Origin of the sequence: Alkalihalobacillus sp. R86527 (assembly GCF_042466185.1) — a bacterium.
Taxonomy (GTDB): Bacteria; Bacillota; Bacilli; order Bacillales; family Guptibacillaceae; genus Guptibacillus.
Map to the genome: position 1 here is coordinate 1,179,766 of NZ_JAXHBW010000001.1, position 20,915 is coordinate 1,200,680.

The following is a 20,915-nucleotide window of genomic DNA, read 5'->3' on the forward strand; positions in this document are numbered from 1 at the left end:
ATCCAATAGTTATGTATAATGAAGTCAATTCAAACACCACTATAACAGATGGAAATTAAATATTGATACAGATGTGGCCATAGAAAGCATGGTGAAAGCAATTGACAACGAAACATGAACAGATACTTGATTATATTGAAACGCTCGAGGTAGGAAGTAAAATTTCAGTCAGACAAATTGCTAGAGAGCTCAAAGTAAGTGAAGGAACAGCATACAGAGCGATTAAAGATGCTGAAAATAAAGGGACTGTTAGCACAATCGAACGTGTGGGCACGATTCGTATCACAAAAAAAGAAAAAGAAAACATTGAAAAACTTACTTATGCTGAAGTTGTGAATATAGTAGATGGACAAGTGCTAGGTGGGAAAAATGGACTTCACAAGACGTTGCATAAATTTGTCATTGGGGCAATGAAGCTAGAAGCGATGATGCGTTACGTTGACCCTGGTAGTCTTCTCATAGTAGGAAATCGTGATAACGTCCATAAAATCGCGCTTGAAGCAGGTGCAGCTGTCTTAATCACAGGAGGATTTGACGCAGAAGATGAAGTGAAAGCAATGGCGGATGCATATGATCTTCCAATCATCTCGACCTCATATGATTCATTTACCGTTGCGACGATGATCAATCGTGCGATTTATGACCAATTGATAAAAAAAGAAATCGTCCTTGTAAGTGACATTCTAACACCGTTAACAAAGACAAGCTTTCTTGTATCGACTGAGAACGTTGGCCGGTGGCATGAATTAAATGAAGCAACCCTTCATAGCAGATATCCGGTTGTCGATCCCAACATGAAAGTTCAAGGCATCGTTACATCTAAAGATGTCTTGGGAGAGCAATATCAAACGCCAATTACGAAAGTAATGACGAAGCAGCCATTAACGGTAAATGAGCAAACGTCAGTTGCATCAGCGGCACACACGATGATATGGGAAGGTATCGAGATGCTACCTGTACTTGATCAATATCAAAGGTTGATCGGTATCGTAAGTAGGCAAGATGTTTTAAAAGCCTTGCAATTGATTCAACAACAACCACAAATTGGTGAAACGTTTGACGATTTAATTACAAGTCGGTTTAATGATGTATCGACAAGTAATGAGAGTAGATATGTTTGTGAAGTAACTCCGCAGATGACGAGTCTACTAGGAACACTTTCGTATGGAGTTTTCACTACGCTTGTTACTGAAGCAGGTAGCAGAGTGTTGAAGAAGTATAAAAAGGGCGATCTTGTCGTAGAAAACATCACATTATATTTTATTAAACCTGTTCAAATCGATAATACGATTGAAATCATCCCTAAAGTTCTTGAAGTCTCCCGAAAATTCGGGAAAGTAGATGTTGAGATCTATCATGACGGGACTGTAGTTGGTAAAGCATTGATGATGGCACAATTAATCGATCGATAAACCAAAAACGCCATGAGAAGACTCATGGCGCTTTGTTGTTACTTATTCATATTATCGAACTCTTCAATGGCAAATGGTCGATAATGCTTTTGTTTCTTATATCCGACAATCACGTTGACGAGACCAAGTAAGATGAATACACCACCAACGATATACGTTACAGTAGTGATGTAGACAGTGAATGAATTGATCGCAAAGGAAATTAGAAATAACCCAAGTGCAATGCTAGCTTTAGAATTTAACCATTCTTTCGTAGCCACTCCAGTAGATCTGAACGACTTCACGCGATAAAACAAATAAAATACTATTGAAAAAACAATTATTATAATAAAGATAGGCATGTATGCTTTCCTCCAAATGTAAGGTTCGTCTCTATTGTATAGAACTTAAGGTTGAAAATCTATGACGAACCTTTAACAAATCGGAAAGTGTACGAAAGGAGTATTAAAATGAAAGAACAAATATTGGATGCAATAGAAAAATTCGAGACAATCATAATCCATCGCCATGTACGACCTGACCCTGATGCGCTCGGTTCACAAGGAGGGCTAGCTTCATTGATCAAAGGGACATTTCCGCAAAAAAACGTACTAGTCGTTGGAGAAGAAGAACCATCTCTTATGTTCTTGAACAGAATGGATGAGGTCTCAGATGAAGATTATGAAAATGCCCTTGTAATTGTATGTGACACGGCGAATCAGCCTAGAATTAGTGACGATCGCTATCACCGAGGAAATTTGCTCGTGAAAATTGATCACCATCCAAATGAAGATCCATATGGAGATATTTTATGGGTAGATACTTCTTCGAGTTCTGTTAGTGAAATGATCGTGGACCTTTACATACATGCGAAACAACGCGGATATGTGCTTCCGGATGAAGGGGCTTTTCTTCTTTATGCAGGTATTGTTGGAGATACAGGAAGGTTTATGTTCTCAAATACGACGCAACGTACGTTTGAATACGCGGGAGAGCTACTTAAACATGGATTTGACACAGGATCTCTATATAAAGAACTTTACAAAACAGAGCAGCATATAGCGAGGCTGAATGGGCTTGTTCTTCAACAGTTTGAAGTAAGTCAGAATGGAGCAGGATGGATTAAGTTATCGAATGAAACACTTTCTTCCTATGGTGTTAGCGCAAGTGAGGCATCACAACTCGTTAATTCATTCTCAAATGTTGCTGGGCTAAAAGCATGGGTGTTTTTCATAGAAGAAGAAGATCAAATTCGAGTTCGTCTCCGTTCAAAAGGACCAGTTGTGAACAGTATTGCTACAAGGTATAACGGAGGAGGCCACCCGATGGCTGCAGGAGCAACCGTTTATACATGGGAAGAGGCAGATCAAGTGTTAGAAGAGCTTGAGAAAGCGTGTGAAGATTTCTAAATAATACAAATAAAGACCGGCAATCCTCAAATAATTGAGAGCGTCGGTCTTTACTAATTAAACTTGTTCTTGTGGCATCGGAATGAACCAGGAACCAAAGTTCGTCACGTCCTCATGCACATCAATGTTAAGCGATTGTAATTCTTTCTTGATAAGAGTAGCTAATTCTTTTGTTTCCGCATAAGCTGAACGTCCGTTCATCAAATCGGCTACCTTGGATTTGGCTAGCTGCTTACGGTTGATAACCATCGCTACACCTCCTGAAATTTTGCTGTACTTCTATCATATACCACAAATTATAAAAATGCGACTTTTCTGACAAAAAGTCACAAAATAGTAGTATCTTTTTATTGAATTAATCGAATCGATAGAACGACTTCGACAGTTGTATAAACGATCATTTGTTTTACTTCGAAGCCATATTCAATGTCATTGATCATTAAAGTTTTATTCTCGAGGGATTTGATAATAAAAGACCTGGTATGTGCAACAGATCCAAGGTCTTTGTTCAATAAATCATTTAATTCGTCTTGAACAGCTTTTTTTAACTCATGCTTAGTCAATGAGTTGAGGGATAGGTCCTGCTCCTTGTCGAACGTCACTACAATGCCTTTAATGAGAAGGGTTTTTTCGATATCTTCATTGTCGTAGTTTTCTTGATCATCTAATAATGTACGGTTTTGTGTTTTGAGATCTGAGATTTTTATTTTCTGTTCTTTGATTGTTGTAATTTGCTTTTCATACATAATTCCAAAAAGCATCAAGAAGAACAACCATCCAAAAATGACTCCTACCGATAGCCCAGCGAGGAATTTCTGCCATCCTTTTCTGGAGTATACTTGAGGAACTCTCATTAGTGGGCACGTCCTTGTGTAAACCAGTTAATGACTTCCATGCCCGCTTGGGCCCCTCCTAATGCACAAAATATCCATAAAAATTGGCGCATAATTTCATCAGGAGATCCGCTCAGGAAGCTCCTCTCCATATTATTGATTGTATCGAACGTTCCTCCAATCGCAGCTGCGATGGCCCAAATTTTCAACCTTTGAGCCACTACATATATCCAGTGCAATGGTGGTTCCCCTGACAGAAATGCACCAATCCCACCGATGATTGATCCACCAACGATAACTCCAAAAGCAACAAAAAAAGCAATAATTAATGTGACGAGCGTAACTCTCTCCATTGGTAACTCCTTCTTTCATTATTTCAGAATGATGAACACAATAAGAAAAATCCCTACATTCACAATAGGTCCGAGCAAATCTAGTCCACCTTTAATAAAGACTATGCGAAAAGGAAGGGTGGTTATGCTTGATAATGTTTGTTTGAGAAGGTAACAGTATCTATAATAGAGGTAATCGTTCAGTGAAAGTGGGATTACAAATGGAATTTGTGCATCTGCGTGTTTATAGCGAATATAGCCTTTTAGATAGCCCGAGCCGAATAGAGAAACTAGTGGGAGCAGCCAAAAGAATGGGCTATGCGTCACTTGCTTTAACGGATAAGGGGACAATGTACGGAACAATTCCATTCTATAAAGCTTGTCTAGAAAACGGAATTAAACCAATCATTGGACTAGAAGTAGAGGTATCAGTAGGAACATCTCATTCTTACCCTGATCCTAACCAGTACGACACATTGGTTCTTCTAGCGGAATCTAACGAGGGTTATCATAACTTATTGAAAATATCTACGATTGTAAAGCACTCTTCTAATAGAAAAGCTTATATTGAGAAACAAGAACTTTTAGCTCTCTCTGAGGGAATCGTTGCGCTGACAGGTGCAAGAGGAACTGTCATAGGTGAATTGCTTTTAAAAGGTGAGGAGACTGCAGCGTTGCAGCATGCGGTTGAGTACAAGAAAGCATTTTCGTCAGGTTTTTACCTAGAAATGCAAGACCACTTCATACGTGAAGAAAGGCAACTTAACCAGTTGGTTTACAGATTTGCAAAAAAAGCGGACTTACCTCTCACCGTTACTAATGCTGTTCACTACATATCAAAAGGTGATGGAGAAGCGCATGATTGTTTGAAGTGCATCGATAATGGGGTCCGCTATGAAGATAAAGATCATGTTAGTCTTCCGAATCATGAATTCTATTTAACAGGTAAAGAGGAGATGAAAGAACGCTTCGAAGGATATGAAGAGGCGATTGAAGCAACCGGAAGAATAGCATCGCAATGTAATGTGAGCTTATCTTTTGAAGATACGCATCTTCCTGAATACCCTGTGCCTGAAGAAAGGTCAGCCGACGAATACCTTAAAAGTCTATGTCTTGAAGGTGTGACTGCTCGTTATGGATCGAGTAGTTCTATTATTGATGATAGGCTAGATTATGAATTATCTATCATTAGTAAAATGGGTTTCAGTGATTACTTTTTAATTGTTTGGGATTTCATGAAATATGCTCATGAGAAAGGAATGATTACAGGACCAGGAAGAGGATCTGCAGCGGGATCATTGGTTGCTTACTTACTGAACATAACCGATGTAGATCCAATTCAACATAACCTGCTCTTCGAACGATTCTTAAATCCGGAGCGAGTCACGATGCCAGATATTGATATCGATTTCCCAGATGTACGTCGTGATGAAGTTATCGAATACGTTCATAATAAATATGGGCATAATCACGTGGCGCAAATTGTTACTTTTGGGACGCTTGCTGCCAAAGCTGCGATTCGAGATGTTGGGAAAGTACTTGAAGTAGATACAAAATTACTCGATGCAATGTCAAAGGCAATTCCATCCCAGCCAGGGATTACTTTGCAAAAGGCTAAAGAAGAATCTCCTGAGCTTAAAAAGGTTCTTTCTACTTCTGAAGAATGCATGAGAGTATTCGAAATCGCAAGCACGATTGAAGGTTTGCCAAGACATACTTCTACACACGCAGCTGGCGTAGTCATTTCCGCCGCCCCTCTAACGAAGTACGTACCGCTTCAAGAGGGACATCATATCAGTTTGACTCAATTTCCAATGAATGACCTTGAAGAAATCGGGTTATTGAAGATGGATTTCCTTGGACTTCGAAACCTTACCCTCATTGAGGGGATTCTTAAAAATATTGAGTTAAATACAGGTGAGAAGCTTTCATTATCAACTATACCAGCGGACGATCAAGCTACATTTTCGATGCTTACAGAAGGAGATACCACCGGTGTTTTCCAACTGGAATCTGATGGGATGAGACAGGTTTTACGTAAGCTTAAACCTACAGAATTTGAAGATATTGTGGCTGTTAACGCTCTTTATCGACCGGGGCCGATGGAAAACATTCCATTATTCATATCAGGTAAACATAATGAACGTCCTGTTCACTATCCACATCCTGATTTGAAGTCAATTCTTCAATCTACCTATGGTGTCATTGTATATCAGGAACAAATTATGCAGATTGCGTCTAAATTAGCGGGGTTCTCTTTAGGAGAAGCTGATTTATTAAGAAGAGCTGTTTCGAAAAAGAAGCGGGAAGTGCTCGAATCGGAGAGAGAGCATTTCGTGAAAGGCTGTCTAGCAAAAGGATATTCGAAAGAAACTGCTGAAGAGGTATATGAGTATATCGTACGATTTGCTAACTATGGATTTAATCGTAGTCACGCAGTAGCATACAGCATTATTGCGTACCAGCTTGCATATTTGAAAGCTAATTATCCCAGGTATTTCTTTTCGAGTTTATTAACATCTGCGATTGGAAACCAAGATCGGTTATCAAAATACTTAACGGAATGTCATCAAAAAGGATTGTCTGTACTTCCTCCTTCTATTAACAAAAGTGAAAGTACATTTATAGTAGATGCTGAGTCCATACGTTTTGGACTATTACCAGTAAAGAATGTTGGAAAAAATGCGATTGAGGAAATTGTTTCGAGGAGGGGCGATAAAGCCTACAAGAGCTTATTCGATTTCTGTACTAGGGTTTCACTCCGGGTGGTAAACAAAAGAGCGATTGAATCGTTGGTTTTTGCAGGAGCGATGGATGATTTCAAAGTCAGTCGATCATCGTTACTTGCAACACTTGAAACTGCTATGAATTTTGCTTCTGAACAAGGGGATGAGAATCAACCAGGCTTGTTCAATAGTAATGATTCTGAGCCACCCTACGAAAGTGTACCACCTTTTGAAGAAAAGGACCTCCTCGCTTTTGAGAAGGAAGCGATTGGCTTTTATTTAACTGCTAATCCAATCGAGCCTTATTTGAAGAATATTCAAGGTTATCAACGTACTGTTATATCTGAAGGAATCTCGTTTGCTGACCGTCGTCCACTTCGAATTGCAGCGGAAGTGATTAAGACGAGAAGTATTCGAACTAAGAAAGGACAAATGATGGCTTTTATAACATTAGAAGATGAAACTTCTGAAATTGAGGGAGTTGTCTTTCCTGATATTTGGGAACAAACTTCAGGTATTCTTCAGCAGGGTGAATTTGTGTATATAGATGGCGTTGTTCAAAAAAGAGAAGAAAGTACAAATATAATCGTTTCGAGAGCAAAAAGACTAAAAGATATTACTCCTAAAAAAAACTCAGGTACACTATTCTTAAAAATCGATCACCCTCATCTCAACGATGATACGTTAGATAATGTAAAAAAAGTGTTGAGTGAAAATAAGGGTGAGTCTGCTGTTGTGCTGTACTATAGCCATTCTGAAAAGACTGTAAAACTAGGGGAAGAATGGTTTGTTAAACTCTCAGACACTTGTATAAAAAGGTTAAAAAACCTATTAGGTGAGAACAATGTAGTTAAAAAGACTCGATGAAATTCTTTACAGCAATTGGTGATTTGTTATAATGGTGAAAATAGAGTGGTCTGACCACTGTCTTCATAATCGATGAAATCATAATACTAGAACATATAGCTTCCTAAGAAGGAGAGTGGGTTAATTGTCTATCACAAGAGAAGAAGCATTACATATTCACAGAGTTAACCAAGGAAAACTTGAATCTAAATCCAAAGTTCCGGTGAGAAATGCAACTGACTTGAGCCTTGCATATTCACCAGGTGTCGCGGAGCCGTGTAAAGAAATATACGACGATAAGAATAAGGTATATGAGTACACGATGAAAGGGAACATGGTAGCTGTCGTTTCTGATGGTACGGCTGTGCTTGGTTTAGGGAACATTGGACCTGAAGCGTCATTACCTGTCATGGAAGGAAAGGCCGTTCTTTTCAAAAGTTTTGCTGGCGTAGATGCTTTCCCAATTTGTTTAAATACGACAGATGTTGACCAAATAGTTCAGACCGTTAAATTAATGGAACCGACATTTGGTGGTATAAACCTTGAAGACATAGCGGCTCCGAATTGTTTTGTGATTGAAGAAAGACTAAAGAAAGAAACCAATATTCCGATTTTTCATGATGACCAGCATGGAACTGCAATCGTGACAGTAGCGGGTCTTGTAAATGCATTGAAATTATCTGGCAAATCAATGAGTGAGATCAAAGTCGTGATCAATGGTGCGGGTGCAGCTGGTATTGCTATTATTAAGCTATTAAACCGCTTTGGTGTGAAAGACATCATCATGTGTGATTCCAAAGGAGCAATCTTTGAAGGTCGCCCTTATGGAATGAATGATGTGAAAGCATCTGTAGCGAAATATACGAATAGAGATCAAGCGGAAGGCTCTCTAAAAGAAGTTATTTCAAATACTGATGTGTTTATCGGAGTGTCAGTTGAAGGAGCATTAACGAAAGAAATGGTTGCATCCATGAATGAGGATCCGATTATTTTTGCGATGGCAAACCCTGTACCTGAAATTATGCCTGAAGATGCTAGAGATGCTGGTGCGAGTGTGATTGGTACAGGTCGTTCGGATTTCCCTAATCAGATTAACAACGTTTTGGCGTTTCCTGGGATTTTCAGAGGTGCTTTAGACGTACGTGCTACTCATATCAATGAAGACATGAAGGTAGCTGCGGTTCAGGCGATTGCGGAACTTGTAAGTAGCGACGATTTAAATGCAGATTATGTTATTCCTGCTCCATTTGATCCGAGAGTTGCCCCAGCAGTGGCAGCAAGTGTTGCAAAGGCTGCGATGGAAACAGGTGTAGCACGTATTAATGTAGATCCTGAGGTCGTTAAAGAAAAAACACGTTCTCTTGCAATCATTGCTGAAGAAGAAAAGTAAGTGGGAAAGAACGTTACTTTCTCACTTTTTTCTTGGATAAGGGGATGACCAGGATTGAAGAAGGGGTGTTGATTTTCCAACATGGAACCACAGGGGAAAGTCTACCAGAATATCTTAGATAAAATAAAAGCAATTATATATAATGATGGTTTACAAACCGGTGACAAGCTCCCTTCCGAAAGGGAGCTTTCTGAGCGGTTAAATGCAGGAAGGTCGTCAGTAAGAGAAGCCTTAAGGTCAATGGAAATGCTAGGACTTATCGAAACGAGACGTGGAGAAGGTACCTTTATTTCAAATGTGAAAAATCATCGTCTAGTTGAGGTTATTGCTTCATTTATTCTTAAAGATACAAAGTCTAGACGAGATTTGTTAGAAACGCGACATTTAATCGAGATGGACATCTTAAGGTTAGCTTGTGATCGTATAACCGAAGATGAATTAGAGCAACTGAAAACGATGCTTTATCATAAAGAACCTGCTTCTGAGGAAGATATTTACTCAACAGAGTTTGATATAGCATTCTTTCGAGTTATCACTTCATCAACAAAGAATCATTTACTCATGAGGTTATGGGGTGAGCTTTCCGACTATCATCAGACAATTTGGCACCATCTTACTTACCGTCCTGTTACTTATTATGAAGCATTAATTGAAGCATTAACTGCTCGTAACCAGGAGAAGGCCATTCGTCTGTTGTCCGAGAATGACAAAGATTACAATCAGCAAGATATTTAAGGTGAAAGGGATGGTCACAATTGTTAAAAGATATATTTAATAAGAAGAAGAAATACGCAACTGTTCCTTCTGAAAAAATAAAACAAGATGTGCCAGAGGGCATAATGACCAAGTGTCCTGGCTGCAAAAGTATTATTTATTCCAAGGAACTTGAGAAGTCTAACAAAGTATGTGTGAAATGCGGATATCATCATCAGATGAACGCTTTTGAGCGTATAAAAAATACGCTTGATGCAGGTAGTTTTGAAGAGTTTAATGCAGGGATGATTTCTGAAAATCCGCTCTCATTCCCTGATTATGTTGAAAGACTCGAAAAGGATCGTAAGAAATCTTCTCTTAACGAAGCAGTGGTAACTGGAGAAGGAACGATCAACAGTCAACGTACAGCGATTGCTGTTATGGATGCTCGTTTTCGTATGGGAAGTATGGGATCGGTTGTTGGCGAGAAAATCACAAGAACCATCGAGCATGCTGATAAAGAAAAGATTCCTTTTATTATCTTTACTGCCTCTGGTGGAGCAAGAATGCAAGAGGGTGTATTAAGCTTAATGCAGATGGCTAAATCGAGCGTGGCACTGAAACGCTTTTCTGATAATGGAGGTTTATTCATTTCTGTTATGACCCATCCTACTACTGGGGGAGTTTCTGCTAGTTTCGCTTCGGTAGGTGACTATAATTTCGCTGAACCAAAGGCAATGATCGGATTTGCTGGCAGAAGAATTATAGAACAAACCATTAGGGAAGATCTTCCTGAAGATTTCCAAACTGCTGAATTTCTACTTAATCATGGGCAACTTGATTCAGTCATCCATCGTGCTGATATGAAGAAAACACTCTCAACAGTACTCATGATTCATAGTAATGGAGGTGATCAATAGTGGCAAATAGACTTGATTTTGAACGACCGGTTCAAGAGCTTGAAGATAAAATCGAAGAATTAAGATCGTTTATGGATGAGAAAAACATCGACCTATCAGATGAGATCTCGCGACTTCAAAAGCGTCTTGCATATATGGAAGACGAGATTTATGGGAACATGACGGCCTGGAATAGAGTTCAACTTGCACGTCATCCCGAACGTCCAACTACGCTAGACTACATTGGTCGCATCTTTGATGACTTTATTGAGCTGCATGGAGACCGAGCTTTTGGTGACGATGAAGCAATTGTTGGCGGTATAGCAACATTTGAAGAAAAGCCTGTGACGGTTGTAGGGCATCAGCGCGGAAAAGATACGAAAGAGAATTTACGAAGAAATTTTGGTATGCCTCACCCTGAAGGGTACCGCAAAGCTCTTCGTCTTATGAAACAAGCTGAAAAGTTCAATAGACCTGTTGTCTTTTTATTAGACACAAAAGGAGCCTTTCCAGGTAAAGCAGCAGAAGAACGTGGGCAGAGTGAAGCGATTGCTCGAAATCTCATTGAAATGGCAGGTCTAACCGTTCCAATCGTTTGTATCGTAATTGGTGAAGGCGCTAGTGGGGGTGCTCTTGCAATCGGAGTAGGAAACCACGTACACATGCTCGAAAACTCCTGGTATTCTGTTATCTCTCCAGAAGGTGCAGCAGCTCTTCTTTGGAAAGATGCTAGTCTCGCGCAACAGGCTGCAGATACAATGAAAATTACAGCACCTGATTTGAAAGAACTAGGTGTGATCGATGAAATCGTACCAGAAGCAAAAGGTGGCGCCCATAGAAATGTGGAAGAACAGGCTGCTTCTATCCAGAAAGTGTTAATGAAATCTTTGGAAGAACTTTCTAAACTTACCAAATCAGAGCTTGTCGAGCAGCGCTATGAAAAATACAGAAATATTGGACAATATACGTTTGTAACCGATACCATTGGCTTAAAATAAGGAAAGTGCTTTCTCTGTGCGGGGAAAGCACTTTTTTATGGATGTGCTTTGCTATTGTGTTCAACGGGTGTATTTGATATTTTAATAACACAAAGAACTAATGAGGTGAACAGGTATGAAGCGTATTGGTGTATTGACCAGCGGGGGAGACTCACCTGGAATGAATGCGGCAATTCGTGCTGTAGTTCGTAAAGCGATTTACCACGATATTGAGGTTTACGGAATCTACCACGGATATACCGGATTGATTAATGGTGAAATCAAAAAAATGGAAATTGGCTCTGTAGCTGATATTATTCATAGAGGCGGCACAATGCTTTATTCTGCTCGTTGTCCAGAATTCAAAACGATTGAAGGGCAATTAAAAGGGGTAGAGAACCTTAAGAAACATGGAATTGAAGGGCTAGTGGTCATTGGAGGAGATGGTTCCTACCGTGGAGCTCAAAAGCTTACGGGACACGGATTCCCTACGATTGGAATTCCAGGAACAATTGATAATGATATTCCAGGTACAGATTTTACTATTGGCTTCGATACTGCGCTGAATACTGTTATTCAGGCTATTGATAAGATTCGTGATACAGCAACTTCTCACGAGCGTACATACGTGATCGAAGTAATGGGCCGTAATGCTGGAGATATCGCTCTCTGGTCAGGTCTTGCTGACGGTGCAGAATCTATTCTTATCCCTGAAGAGAAATATGAAATGTCTGATATTCTTGCTCGTTTAAAACGAGGGCATGATCGTGGAAAGCGCCATAGCATCATTGTAGTTGCTGAGGGCGTTGGAAGCGGAGTTGAAATTGGGAAAGAAATTCAGGAAGCAATGAATATGGAAACTCGTGTTACTGTTCTTGGTCACGTACAGCGAGGGGGTTCACCTACTGCAACAGATCGTGTGCTAGCAAGTCGTCTAGGCGCACGTTCAGTAGAACTCTTGCTTGAAGGTGCACAAGATCGAACTGTAGGCATTCACAATAACCAAATCATTGATCTGGATATTAATGAAGCACTTGATATGCCTCATACTGTTAATCAAAAAATGGTGCAGCTTGCAAGAGAACTTTCAATCTAAACTAGTATTCATCCACGACTAATGGATGAATAATGGTGTTTACTGGATAAATATTACCCAGAGTTGGATAAAATTAATTAAGAAGAGCTTTTAGGAGGAGACCTATGCGTAAAACCAAAATTGTCTGTACAATTGGGCCTGCAAGTGAGGACCAACAAACGTTAGAAAAATTGATGCAGGCTGGAATGAATGTTGCCCGTCTTAACTTTTCTCACGGAGATTTTGAAGAGCACGGCAACCGTATTAAAAATATTCGTGCAGTATCCGAGAAGATTGGCAAGAATGTTGCAATTCTACTTGATACAAAAGGACCTGAGATTCGTACGCACAACATGGAAAATGGTGCGATCGATCTTGAAGCAGGACAACAGCTTATCGTATCAATGGAAGAAGTAGCTGGTACTACAGAGAAGATTTCTGTAACGTATCCTGATCTTGTTAATGATGTTCATCCAGGTTCAAAGATTCTTCTTGACGATGGTTTGATCGAGCTTGAAGTGAAAAGCATTGAGGAAAATGAGCTTTACACAGAAGTATTAAACAACGGCACGTTGAAGAATAAAAAAGGCGTTAACGTACCAAACGTAAGTGTAAACTTGCCTGGTATCACTGATAAGGACGCTGCTGATATTGAATTTGGTATTGAGCAAGGCGTAGACTTTATCGCTGCTTCATTTGTTCGTCGTGTATCTGATGTGTTGGATATCCGTAAACTTCTTGAGAAACATGATGCAACAGATATTCAAATCGTACCTAAGATCGAAAACCGTGAGGGTGTAGATAACATTGATTCTATCCTTGAAGTGTCTGATGGTCTTATGGTAGCTCGTGGTGATCTAGGTGTTGAAATCCCAGCTGAGGAAGTACCACTCGTACAGAAGCAACTGATCAAAAAGTGTAATGCGCTTGGTAAACCAGTCATTACAGCAACACAAATGCTCGATTCTATGCAGCGTAACCCTCGCCCAACTCGTGCTGAAGCAAGTGATGTTGCCAATGCAATCCTTGATGGTACGGATGCAATCATGCTATCAGGTGAAACTGCAGCAGGATCTTACCCTGTAGAAGCTGTTCAAACAATGCATAATATTGCTTCTTATACTGAAAAGTCTCTGAACTACCGTGAATTGCTTTCAATAAGAAGTAAGGAAATTGAAACAAATACTACAAATGCGATCAGTGAATCTGTAGCACACACGGCATACAACTTGAACGTACCAGCTATTCTAACTGCTACTGAGAGTGGTCACACTGCACGGATGATTTCAAAATATCGTCCAAAAGCACCGATTGTTGCTGTTACAAATACAGCAAGTGTGTGTCGTAAACTTGCTCTCGTATGGGGCGTACATGCTCAAGAAGGACGCAAGGTGAAAACAACTGATGAGATGCTAGAAGTAGCGGTTGAGGCTTCTATCCGCTCAGAAATCGTTAACCATGGCGACACTGTTGTCATCACAGCAGGCGTTCCTGTAGGTGAATCTGGAACAACAAACTTGATGAAAGTGCACGTTATCGGAGATATCCTTGCTAAAGCACAAGGTATTGGTAAAACATCCGTATCTGGTCGAGTAGCGATTGCAAAAAACGCTGACGAGGCAATTAGTAAAGCGGATGAAAACACAATCATCGTTGCGATTGGTTCTGATAAAGATATGGTTCCAGCACTTGAAAAAGCAGCAGGTTTGATTACAGAAGAAGGCGGTCTAACTAGTCATGCGGCAGTTGTAGGACTAAGTCTTGGTCTTCCTGTCGTAGTTGGCCTTGATGATGCTACGACCCTGTTTGAAGATGGTCAAGAAATCACTCTTGATGCAACTACTGGAATTATCTACAATGGTAAAGCAAGCATTCTGTAAGCTTTGACTTTTGATGAAAGACTGTCGTATATTCGGCAGTCTTTTCCTTTTTCATATAGAAAGGTTTCGAAATCGGTATATTACGAAATGCGGTATAAATCATATATAATAGAGAGTAACGGGAACATCATTCTCGAATATAATCAAAGGGGCCCTGAAACATGTTTCGTATCATGCTTCTTTTTATCATTATCGTTCCAGCTCTTGAAATAGGTCTGTTGCTTTTGTCAGGGCGGACATTAGGGTTGATTCCTACGATATTATTAATTATTGGGACTGGTGTACTTGGAGCCTGGCTTGCTAGGAAAGAAGGTTCTGAAGCTATACAAAAGGTTAATCGTCAGATGCAAACAGGTCAGATGCCAGGAGATGCAATTCTTGATGGATTGTGTATTTTAGTAGGTGGAGTGGTATTGCTTACGCCTGGTTTTATTACGGATGCGATTGGTTTTGCACTTCTACTACCAGCAACTAGAAGACCTTTCAAGCGTTGGCTACGAAAGTTTCTTGAGAAAAGAATGAATAATGGTCAATTCGTGTTTATTAAGAGATGATACTATTAAGAAAAGGCGTGGGTTTATTCACACACGTTAAGATAAAAACTTCGGGGATTTTCTCGAAAGTTTGAAGCTGAAGGAGAGATACCTTCAGCTTTTTCTTTTGTTCTCGCCGATAATATAATGCCAAATATCTTTAAATACATTTGCATGATACAACGTTTTGATAACGACAAGGAACACGGGACCGATAATTAACCCGATGAATCCAAAGATTTGAAAACCTACAAAAAGTGCAATCAATGTTGCCAGGGGATCGAGGCCAATATTTGAGGATAATACTTTAGGTTCTACTAATTGACGTTGAATTACTACAATTCCATACAGTATAGCTAACCCGATCGTTAACCCATAATTTCCAGCTAGAAATGAATAGATTAACCATGGCACAAACACTGCGCCTGTACCCAGGTATGGAAGAAGATCTACAATTCCAATGATGATCGAAATTGTTACAGCATATTCAACACGAAGAATCAGTAGTCCCACAAGCACGATCGCAGCTGTCATAGAAATCAGAGTGAGCTGAGCTTTTATAAAACCGAAGAGTGCTTTTCTTAAGTCTTTGTATACAGAACCGATACTTCGTTGGATATCACTAGATATCTTTTTCTTAACCCATCGAATAAACTTATACCAGTCTTTGCTTATAAAGAAAGTAGCCAGCAATGAAAAGACTAATACTGTAATAATTGTTGGTAAGCTAATGATGATAGAACGTATCCCTTCGACAAGTGCTTGAAGAATATCAGTAACAGCAGTAGTCACTGTCGTACCGATCGATTGTATATTGTCCATAATCGTAGTTTGTTGGTCTTTATTTAAATCTTTAAAAAGGTCCTCCAGCTGATTATATAAAGGCAAAACATGAGAAACGAAAAGCTCTTCAGTAAAGGTGACGATTTCTCTGAAGTTCTCGGGCAGTACGTCAGCTAAATAAACGACTCCTTGTACGATCTCGTTTACAAGAAGAGTTAAAAAGGCTGCCAGTACACCGATTAGAAATAAGATTGATAGTGCAACAGCAGCTGGTCTAGGCATTTTAACTTTCGCTACTAAAATATCGACGAGCGGATTGATCAAAAAAGCAAGGAGCAAGGCGATCACAAATGGATAAGCAAAGTGCCAAATATAATAAAGTATAAACAAACCGAACACTACAGCTGCAATCACGAGTAAGAATCGGAGAATGCTGTGTATATAATGCCAGTTCAATAAAGGGCCTCCTCCAAAATTATTCTACTTTAATAATACACTTGTTCGATTGAGCCAATCAAATGCATTTTGGCTGATTTCGTGAAAAAATTTGAAATGTTTGTTATGCTTAGATAAGTGTTCTGTTTATTCAGAAGGAATTTTCCTTTTACAAGTGCATCAGACCTGTGGAAGTGTAATGGAATGGATGTGTTTTTTGTCGAGTTTTTGAACTGAACTACCGTTCAGAGCGAGAAAGTTACGACGAATTTTCTTGAAAACACTTAATCAACAGGCTTTTAAGAAAAAAAAGGAAGTCGCCAAATCTTGCATATTCATTCACAAATGTCAGATTTTTGTTTATAATGGAGACGGACGCACCTTCTTTGTACATAAGATTCCTTTTTTTTTTGGAGCGTTTGTAAAGCGTTATCAAAGCAGAATTTTTAGAAAAAAGAATGTTAATATGGAAAAGGAGAGGGAAAGTATGACGACTACTCGCGGTTTAGAAGGCGTTGTTGCTACTACATCATCTATAAGTTCAATTGTAAACGATGTCTTAACATACAGAGGTTACAACATTGATGACCTAGCAGAGAATGCTAGTTTTGAAGAAGTGATTTATTTGCTGTGGAATGATAAATTACCAAATAAACAAGAATTGGATCAGTTCTCTGCAAAGCTTGCGGAAGATGCTGTAATTCCTGAAGAAATTATTAATCAAATAAAATCTTATCCAAGTGATAAGGTATCTCCTATGGCTGCACTTCGTACAGCAGTTTCAACACTAGCACTTTATGACGAAGAAGCAGATGATATGAGTGAAGAAGCGAATTATCGTAAGGCAATTCGTCTTCAGGCGAAAATTCCTACGGTTGTTACAACGTTTTCACGCATTCGTGAAGGGAAAGAGCCAATCAGTCCTAAGAAAGACCTTAGTTTCGCAGCAAACTTTTTATATACACTGAACGGTGAGATGCCAGAAGAAGTAGCCGTTACTGCGGTCAATAAAGCCTTGGTTCTTCATGCTGACCATGAGTTGAATGCTTCAACATTTACAGGTCGTGTATGTGTAGCAACGCTTTCGGATATTTACTCAGGTGTTACTTCTGCAATTGGAGCTCTTAAAGGCCCACTTCACGGTGGAGCAAATGAAAGAGTTATGAAAATGCTAAGTGAAATCGGTAGTGAAGAGAACGTTGAGTCTTATCTTCACAACGCTTTTGAGAAGAAAGAAAAAATCATGGGCTTTGGTCACAGGGTGTACAAAACTGGAGACCCTCGTGCGAAGCATCTTAAAGAAATGTCACGTAAGCTCACTGAATTAACTGGCGAAACAAAATGGTATGAAATGTCCGTTAAGATGGAACAGGTTGTTAGAGACGAAAAAGGCTTACCGCCAAACGTAGATTTCTATTCTGCTTCTGTCTATCATAGTCTTGGCATTGCACATGATTTGTTCACACCGCTATTTGCTGTAAGTCGTGTGTCGGGTTGGATCGCTCATATTCTTGAGCAATATAGCAATAACCGCTTGATCCGTCCTCGTGCAGAGTACGTAGGAGCGACAAACCAATCATATGTTAGCGTAGAAAATCGATAAAACAAAATAGGGAAGGCGAAACGCCTTCCTTTTTAATAAAATGTAGATTCAATAGGAGGAATATAAAATGGCTAATGGAGAAAAAATCACCGTAAATAATGGGGTACTAAACGTTCCAAATCATGCAATTATTCCATATATTGAAGGCGATGGAACTGGTCCAGATATCTGGGCAGCAGCATCTCGTGTTCTAGAAGCGGCAGTTGATAAAGCTTATTCTGGAGAAAAGAGTATTACTTGGAAAGAAATTTATGCAGGAGCTAAGGCTCATGACAAAACAGGTGAATGGCTTCCTGCTGATACGCTTGATGCGATTCGCGAATACATAATTGCGATTAAGGGGCCACTTACGACTCCAGTAGGCGGCGGAATTCGTTCCCTTAATGTTGCTCTTAGACAAGAACTAGACTTGTTTACTTGTCTTCGTCCGGTTCGTTACTTCAAAGGTGTACCTTCACCTGTAAAGAGACCTGAAGACACAGACATGGTTATCTTCCGTGAGAACACTGAAGATATTTATGCTGGTATCGAGTTCCAGAAGGGCTCTGATGAAGTTAAGAAAGTCATTTCTTTCTTAAGAGAAGAAATGGGTGCGAAAAACATTCGCTTCCCTGAAACATCTGGAATTGGTATTAAGCCAGTTTCTGAAGAAGGTACAAAGCGTCTTGTAAGAGCAGCGATTCAATATGCTCTTGATGAAGGCCGTAAGAATGTAACGCTCGTTCACAAAGGAAACATCATGAAATTCACTGAAGGTGCTTTCAAGACATGGGGTTATGAAGTCGCTGAACAAGAATTTGGAGATAAAGTATTCACATGGGCTGAATATGATCAAATCGTTGAAGATAAAGGCAGAGACGCTGCTAACGAAGCACAATCTAAAGCTGAAGCAGAAGGTAAGCTTATTGTTAAAGACGCAATCGCAGATATTTTCCTACAACAGATCTTAACTCGCCCAGCAGAATTTGATGTAGTTGCTACGATGAACTTAAACGGTGACTATGTTTCAGACGCACTTGCAGCTCAAGTTGGTGGGATAGGAATTGCTCCTGGAGCTAACATTAACTATGAGAGTGGACATGCAATCTTTGAAGCTACTCATGGTACTGCTCCTAAGTATGCTGGATTAGACAAAGTTAATCCTTCTTCTGTTCTTCTTTCTGGCGTATTGATGCTTGAACATATCGGATGGAATGAAGCTGCTAAGCTTGTTTTAGATTCTATGGAGAAAACGATCGCAAGCAAGGTTGTAACGTATGATTTCGCCCGTTTAATGGAAGGTGCAACTGAAGTGAAAACTTCTGAATTCGGTGACGAACTTATTAAGAATATGAATTAATTTTACGCAAACTATTTCGTACTATTTTCCTTTAAAGGAGTGGCGTTCATATGACAATAAAACGCAAAAAAGTGTCCGTGATTGGTGCGGGGTTTACAGGTGCAACAACTGCTTTTTTACTAGCTCAAAAAGAGCTTTCTGATGTAGTGCTTGTAGATATACCAAACCAGGAAGGTCCTACGAAAGGAAAAGCGCTGGATATGTTTGAAGCAAGTCCCGTTCAAGGATTTGATTCAAAAATCACCGGTACATCTAATTACGAGGATACGGCGGATTCCGATATCGTAGTTATCACAGCTGGAATTGCAAGAAAGCCTGGTATGAGTAGAGACGATCTCGTTAATACAAATGCTAAGATTATGAAGAGTGTTACTCATGAAATCGTGAAACACTCTCCAAATACGCTTATTGTGGTTCTTACAAATCCGGTAGATGCGATGACTTACACCGTATTTAAAGAGTCGGGTTTACCTAAAAACCGTGTGATTGGTCAATCAGGTATTCTTGATACAGCTCGCTTCCGCTCATTTATTGCTGAAGAGCTTAATATTTCGGTGAAAGATATCACTGGGTTTGTACTAGGTGGTCATGGCGACGATATGGTCCCTCTAGTCCGTTACTCCTTTGCAGGTGGAATACCGTTAAATAACCTCATTTCTGACGAACGTCTCGAGGAGATTGTAGAACGCACTCGTAAAGGTGGCGGAGAAATAGTAAGCCTTCTTGGGAACGGTAGCGCCTATTATGCTCCGGCGGCTTCTTTAGTTGAAATGGTCGAAGCCATTCTTAAAGATCAACGGCGTGTTCTGCCAACAATTGCTTATCTTGAAGGCGAATATGGTTATGATGGATTATATCTCGGGGTTCCTACTATTATCGGTGGAAATGGAATCGAAGAAATCATTGAGCTAGAATTGAAAGAAGATGAAAAACAGCAATTAGATAAATCTGCTGAATCTGTTCGTAAAGTTATGACAGTGTTAAATTAAAAAAGACGATCCGGTTTATACCGGATCTCTTTTACTAAAAGAAAGAAAGCGCTTTCTCAATGTGGTTAAAGGGGGATGGATAATGTTATTAGGAAAAAAACGTAAAATCGGACGAATGATTGAAGAAATTTCAGTTGGTGAGAAATTGGAAGTGACCGAAAAAATAGATGATCGAGAACTCTTATTATATCTAGGGATCTCTAACGATAATAATCCTCTTTTTATTCAACATGATTATGCATCACTAACACCATTCAAGAAGCCTATTGTTCCGCAGATTATGCTGTTAGCCATCGTTACTGGTGCAATCTCAAAATATCTCCCCGGTCCTGGTAGTAGCATAAAGAAACAGGAAGTTACCTTTCTGAATCCTGTTTACCATTATGAATCTCTTCATTTTGCTTTTGAAGTAAGTGATGTGAATAAACAAGATCATGAAATCACTGTAAAGGTAGAAGGTGAAAATGAAGAGGGAACCGTTATTTTGAACGGACAATTTGTTGTTTGTCCTCCATATCCAACAAAGCCATTAACGAAAACAACTTCATTTGAGAATTTTTAAGAGCCGATAAAGGCTCTTTTTTTTGTTCTTCTGCAAAGCGTTGTTATAAGCTGATCAACTAGTAATAGAACGACTGATAATTTCATTTTAAATTAATACTTTACCTGTACAATGCTTCATTATTATCGCCAACTCGATAAGTATCTCTTTTTCCATCGTGAAAAGAATAGTATTATGTAGATATTCAGGAAAAAATAATAAAAGCCTGAGAGATCGGTTC

The 20,915-nt window shown here is 39.5% G+C and carries 19 protein-coding genes; 14 read left to right on the top strand and 5 right to left on the bottom strand.

The annotated features are described in order from the left end of the window. The first annotated feature begins 101 nt into the window (after positions 1–101). Positions 102–1,412, top strand: coding sequence for a DRTGG domain-containing protein (locus SJY16_RS05970; RefSeq protein ID WP_377888184.1), 1,311 nt, complete (start codon positions 102–104; stop codon positions 1,410–1,412). 38 nt (positions 1,413–1,450) lie between these two features. On the opposite strand, the gene SJY16_RS05975 is transcribed toward SJY16_RS05970, so the two are convergent. Beyond that, on the bottom strand, positions 1,451–1,753 hold the full coding sequence (locus SJY16_RS05975; protein ID WP_377888185.1) for a YtpI family protein: 303 nt from the start codon (positions 1,751–1,753) through the stop codon (positions 1,451–1,453). 108 nt (positions 1,754–1,861) lie between these two features. Between SJY16_RS05975 and SJY16_RS05980 the strand changes: the two genes are divergently transcribed. Then, a complete protein-coding gene (locus SJY16_RS05980) occupies positions 1,862–2,800 on the top strand; it encodes a DHH family phosphoesterase (RefSeq protein ID WP_377888187.1) in 939 nt (312 codons plus the stop codon). A gap of 57 nt (positions 2,801–2,857) precedes the next feature. On the opposite strand, the gene SJY16_RS05985 is transcribed toward SJY16_RS05980, so the two are convergent. The 3 genes from SJY16_RS05985 to SJY16_RS05995 form a co-directional block, all read right to left on the bottom strand. After that, a complete protein-coding gene (locus tag SJY16_RS05985; RefSeq protein WP_224878726.1) occupies positions 2,858–3,049 on the bottom strand; it encodes a YtzJ family protein in 192 nt (63 codons plus the stop codon). Between the two features lie 98 nt (positions 3,050–3,147). Further along, positions 3,148–3,654: a sporulation membrane protein YtrI gene (gene ytrI, locus SJY16_RS05990; protein ID WP_377888188.1), complete on the bottom strand. Its 507-nt coding sequence runs from the start codon at positions 3,652–3,654 to the stop codon at positions 3,148–3,150. Continuing rightward, positions 3,654–3,986 carry a YtrH family sporulation protein gene (locus SJY16_RS05995; RefSeq protein ID WP_377888190.1) on the bottom strand — a complete coding sequence of 111 codons (333 nt, stop codon included), beginning with the start codon at positions 3,984–3,986 and terminating at the stop codon, positions 3,654–3,656. The genes ytrI and SJY16_RS05995 overlap by 1 nt, the downstream gene beginning before the upstream one ends. A 200-nt stretch (positions 3,987–4,186) precedes the next feature. On the opposite strand from SJY16_RS05995, the gene SJY16_RS06000 reads away from it, so the two are divergent. The 8 genes from SJY16_RS06000 to SJY16_RS06035 all read left to right on the top strand — a co-directional run bounded on the left by SJY16_RS06000 (position 4,187) and on the right by SJY16_RS06035 (position 15,005). Continuing rightward, on the top strand, positions 4,187–7,558 hold the full coding sequence (locus SJY16_RS06000) for a DNA polymerase III subunit alpha (RefSeq protein WP_377888191.1): 3,372 nt from the start codon (positions 4,187–4,189) through the stop codon (positions 7,556–7,558). A 130-nt stretch (positions 7,559–7,688) separates the two neighbouring features. Beyond that, on the top strand, positions 7,689–8,927 hold the full coding sequence (gene ystJ, locus SJY16_RS06005) for an NADP-dependent malic enzyme (RefSeq protein ID WP_377892085.1): 1,239 nt from the start codon (positions 7,689–7,691) through the stop codon (positions 8,925–8,927). 81 nt (positions 8,928–9,008) lie between these two features. Then, positions 9,009–9,662 (top strand): FadR/GntR family transcriptional regulator, encoded by a 654-nt coding sequence (locus SJY16_RS06010; protein ID WP_377888192.1) that lies wholly within the window; start codon positions 9,009–9,011, stop codon positions 9,660–9,662. Between the two features lie 20 nt (positions 9,663–9,682). Further along, the gene (accD, locus tag SJY16_RS06015) at positions 9,683–10,540 is read left to right on the top strand and encodes an acetyl-CoA carboxylase, carboxyltransferase subunit beta (RefSeq protein WP_377888194.1); all 858 of its coding nucleotides are present in this window, start codon (positions 9,683–9,685) and stop codon (positions 10,538–10,540) included. After that, positions 10,540–11,517 carry an acetyl-CoA carboxylase carboxyl transferase subunit alpha gene (gene accA, locus SJY16_RS06020; protein ID WP_377888195.1) on the top strand — a complete coding sequence of 326 codons (978 nt, stop codon included), beginning with the start codon at positions 10,540–10,542 and terminating at the stop codon, positions 11,515–11,517. Before accD ends, accA begins: the two co-directional genes overlap by 1 nt. A gap of 115 nt (positions 11,518–11,632) precedes the next feature. Further along, positions 11,633–12,592 carry a 6-phosphofructokinase gene (pfkA, locus tag SJY16_RS06025; protein ID WP_377888196.1) on the top strand — a complete coding sequence of 320 codons (960 nt, stop codon included), beginning with the start codon at positions 11,633–11,635 and terminating at the stop codon, positions 12,590–12,592. A gap of 104 nt (positions 12,593–12,696) precedes the next feature. After that, positions 12,697–14,451, top strand: a complete 1,755-nt coding sequence (gene pyk / locus SJY16_RS06030; protein ID WP_377888198.1) for a pyruvate kinase — start codon at positions 12,697–12,699, stop codon at positions 14,449–14,451. Between the two features lie 161 nt (positions 14,452–14,612). Continuing rightward, positions 14,613–15,005 carry an FxsA family protein gene (locus SJY16_RS06035; RefSeq protein ID WP_377888199.1) on the top strand — a complete coding sequence of 131 codons (393 nt, stop codon included), beginning with the start codon at positions 14,613–14,615 and terminating at the stop codon, positions 15,003–15,005. Positions 15,006–15,098: 93 nt separating this feature from the next. On the opposite strand, the gene ytvI is transcribed toward SJY16_RS06035, so the two are convergent. Further along, entirely contained in the window at positions 15,099–16,223 is a 1,125-nt protein-coding gene (ytvI, locus tag SJY16_RS06040; protein ID WP_377888200.1) for a sporulation integral membrane protein YtvI, read from the bottom strand. A 466-nt stretch (positions 16,224–16,689) separates the two neighbouring features. Here ytvI and citZ point away from each other — a divergent pair, with 466 nt between their 5' ends. From citZ to SJY16_RS06060, 4 genes are all read left to right on the top strand, one after another. Then, complete coding sequence (gene citZ / locus SJY16_RS06045; protein ID WP_377888201.1) at positions 16,690–17,805, top strand: citrate synthase; 1,116 nt, start codon at positions 16,690–16,692, stop codon at positions 17,803–17,805. Positions 17,806–17,872: 67 nt separating this feature from the next. Continuing rightward, positions 17,873–19,144, top strand: coding sequence for an NADP-dependent isocitrate dehydrogenase (icd, locus tag SJY16_RS06050; protein WP_377888202.1), 1,272 nt, complete (start codon positions 17,873–17,875; stop codon positions 19,142–19,144). 50 nt (positions 19,145–19,194) lie between these two features. Continuing rightward, the gene (gene mdh, locus SJY16_RS06055; protein WP_377888203.1) at positions 19,195–20,133 is read left to right on the top strand and encodes a malate dehydrogenase; all 939 of its coding nucleotides are present in this window, start codon (positions 19,195–19,197) and stop codon (positions 20,131–20,133) included. A gap of 82 nt (positions 20,134–20,215) precedes the next feature. Further along, positions 20,216–20,695, top strand: a complete 480-nt coding sequence (locus tag SJY16_RS06060) for a MaoC family dehydratase (RefSeq protein WP_377888204.1) — start codon at positions 20,216–20,218, stop codon at positions 20,693–20,695. The last annotated feature ends 220 nt before the right edge of the window (positions 20,696–20,915 follow it).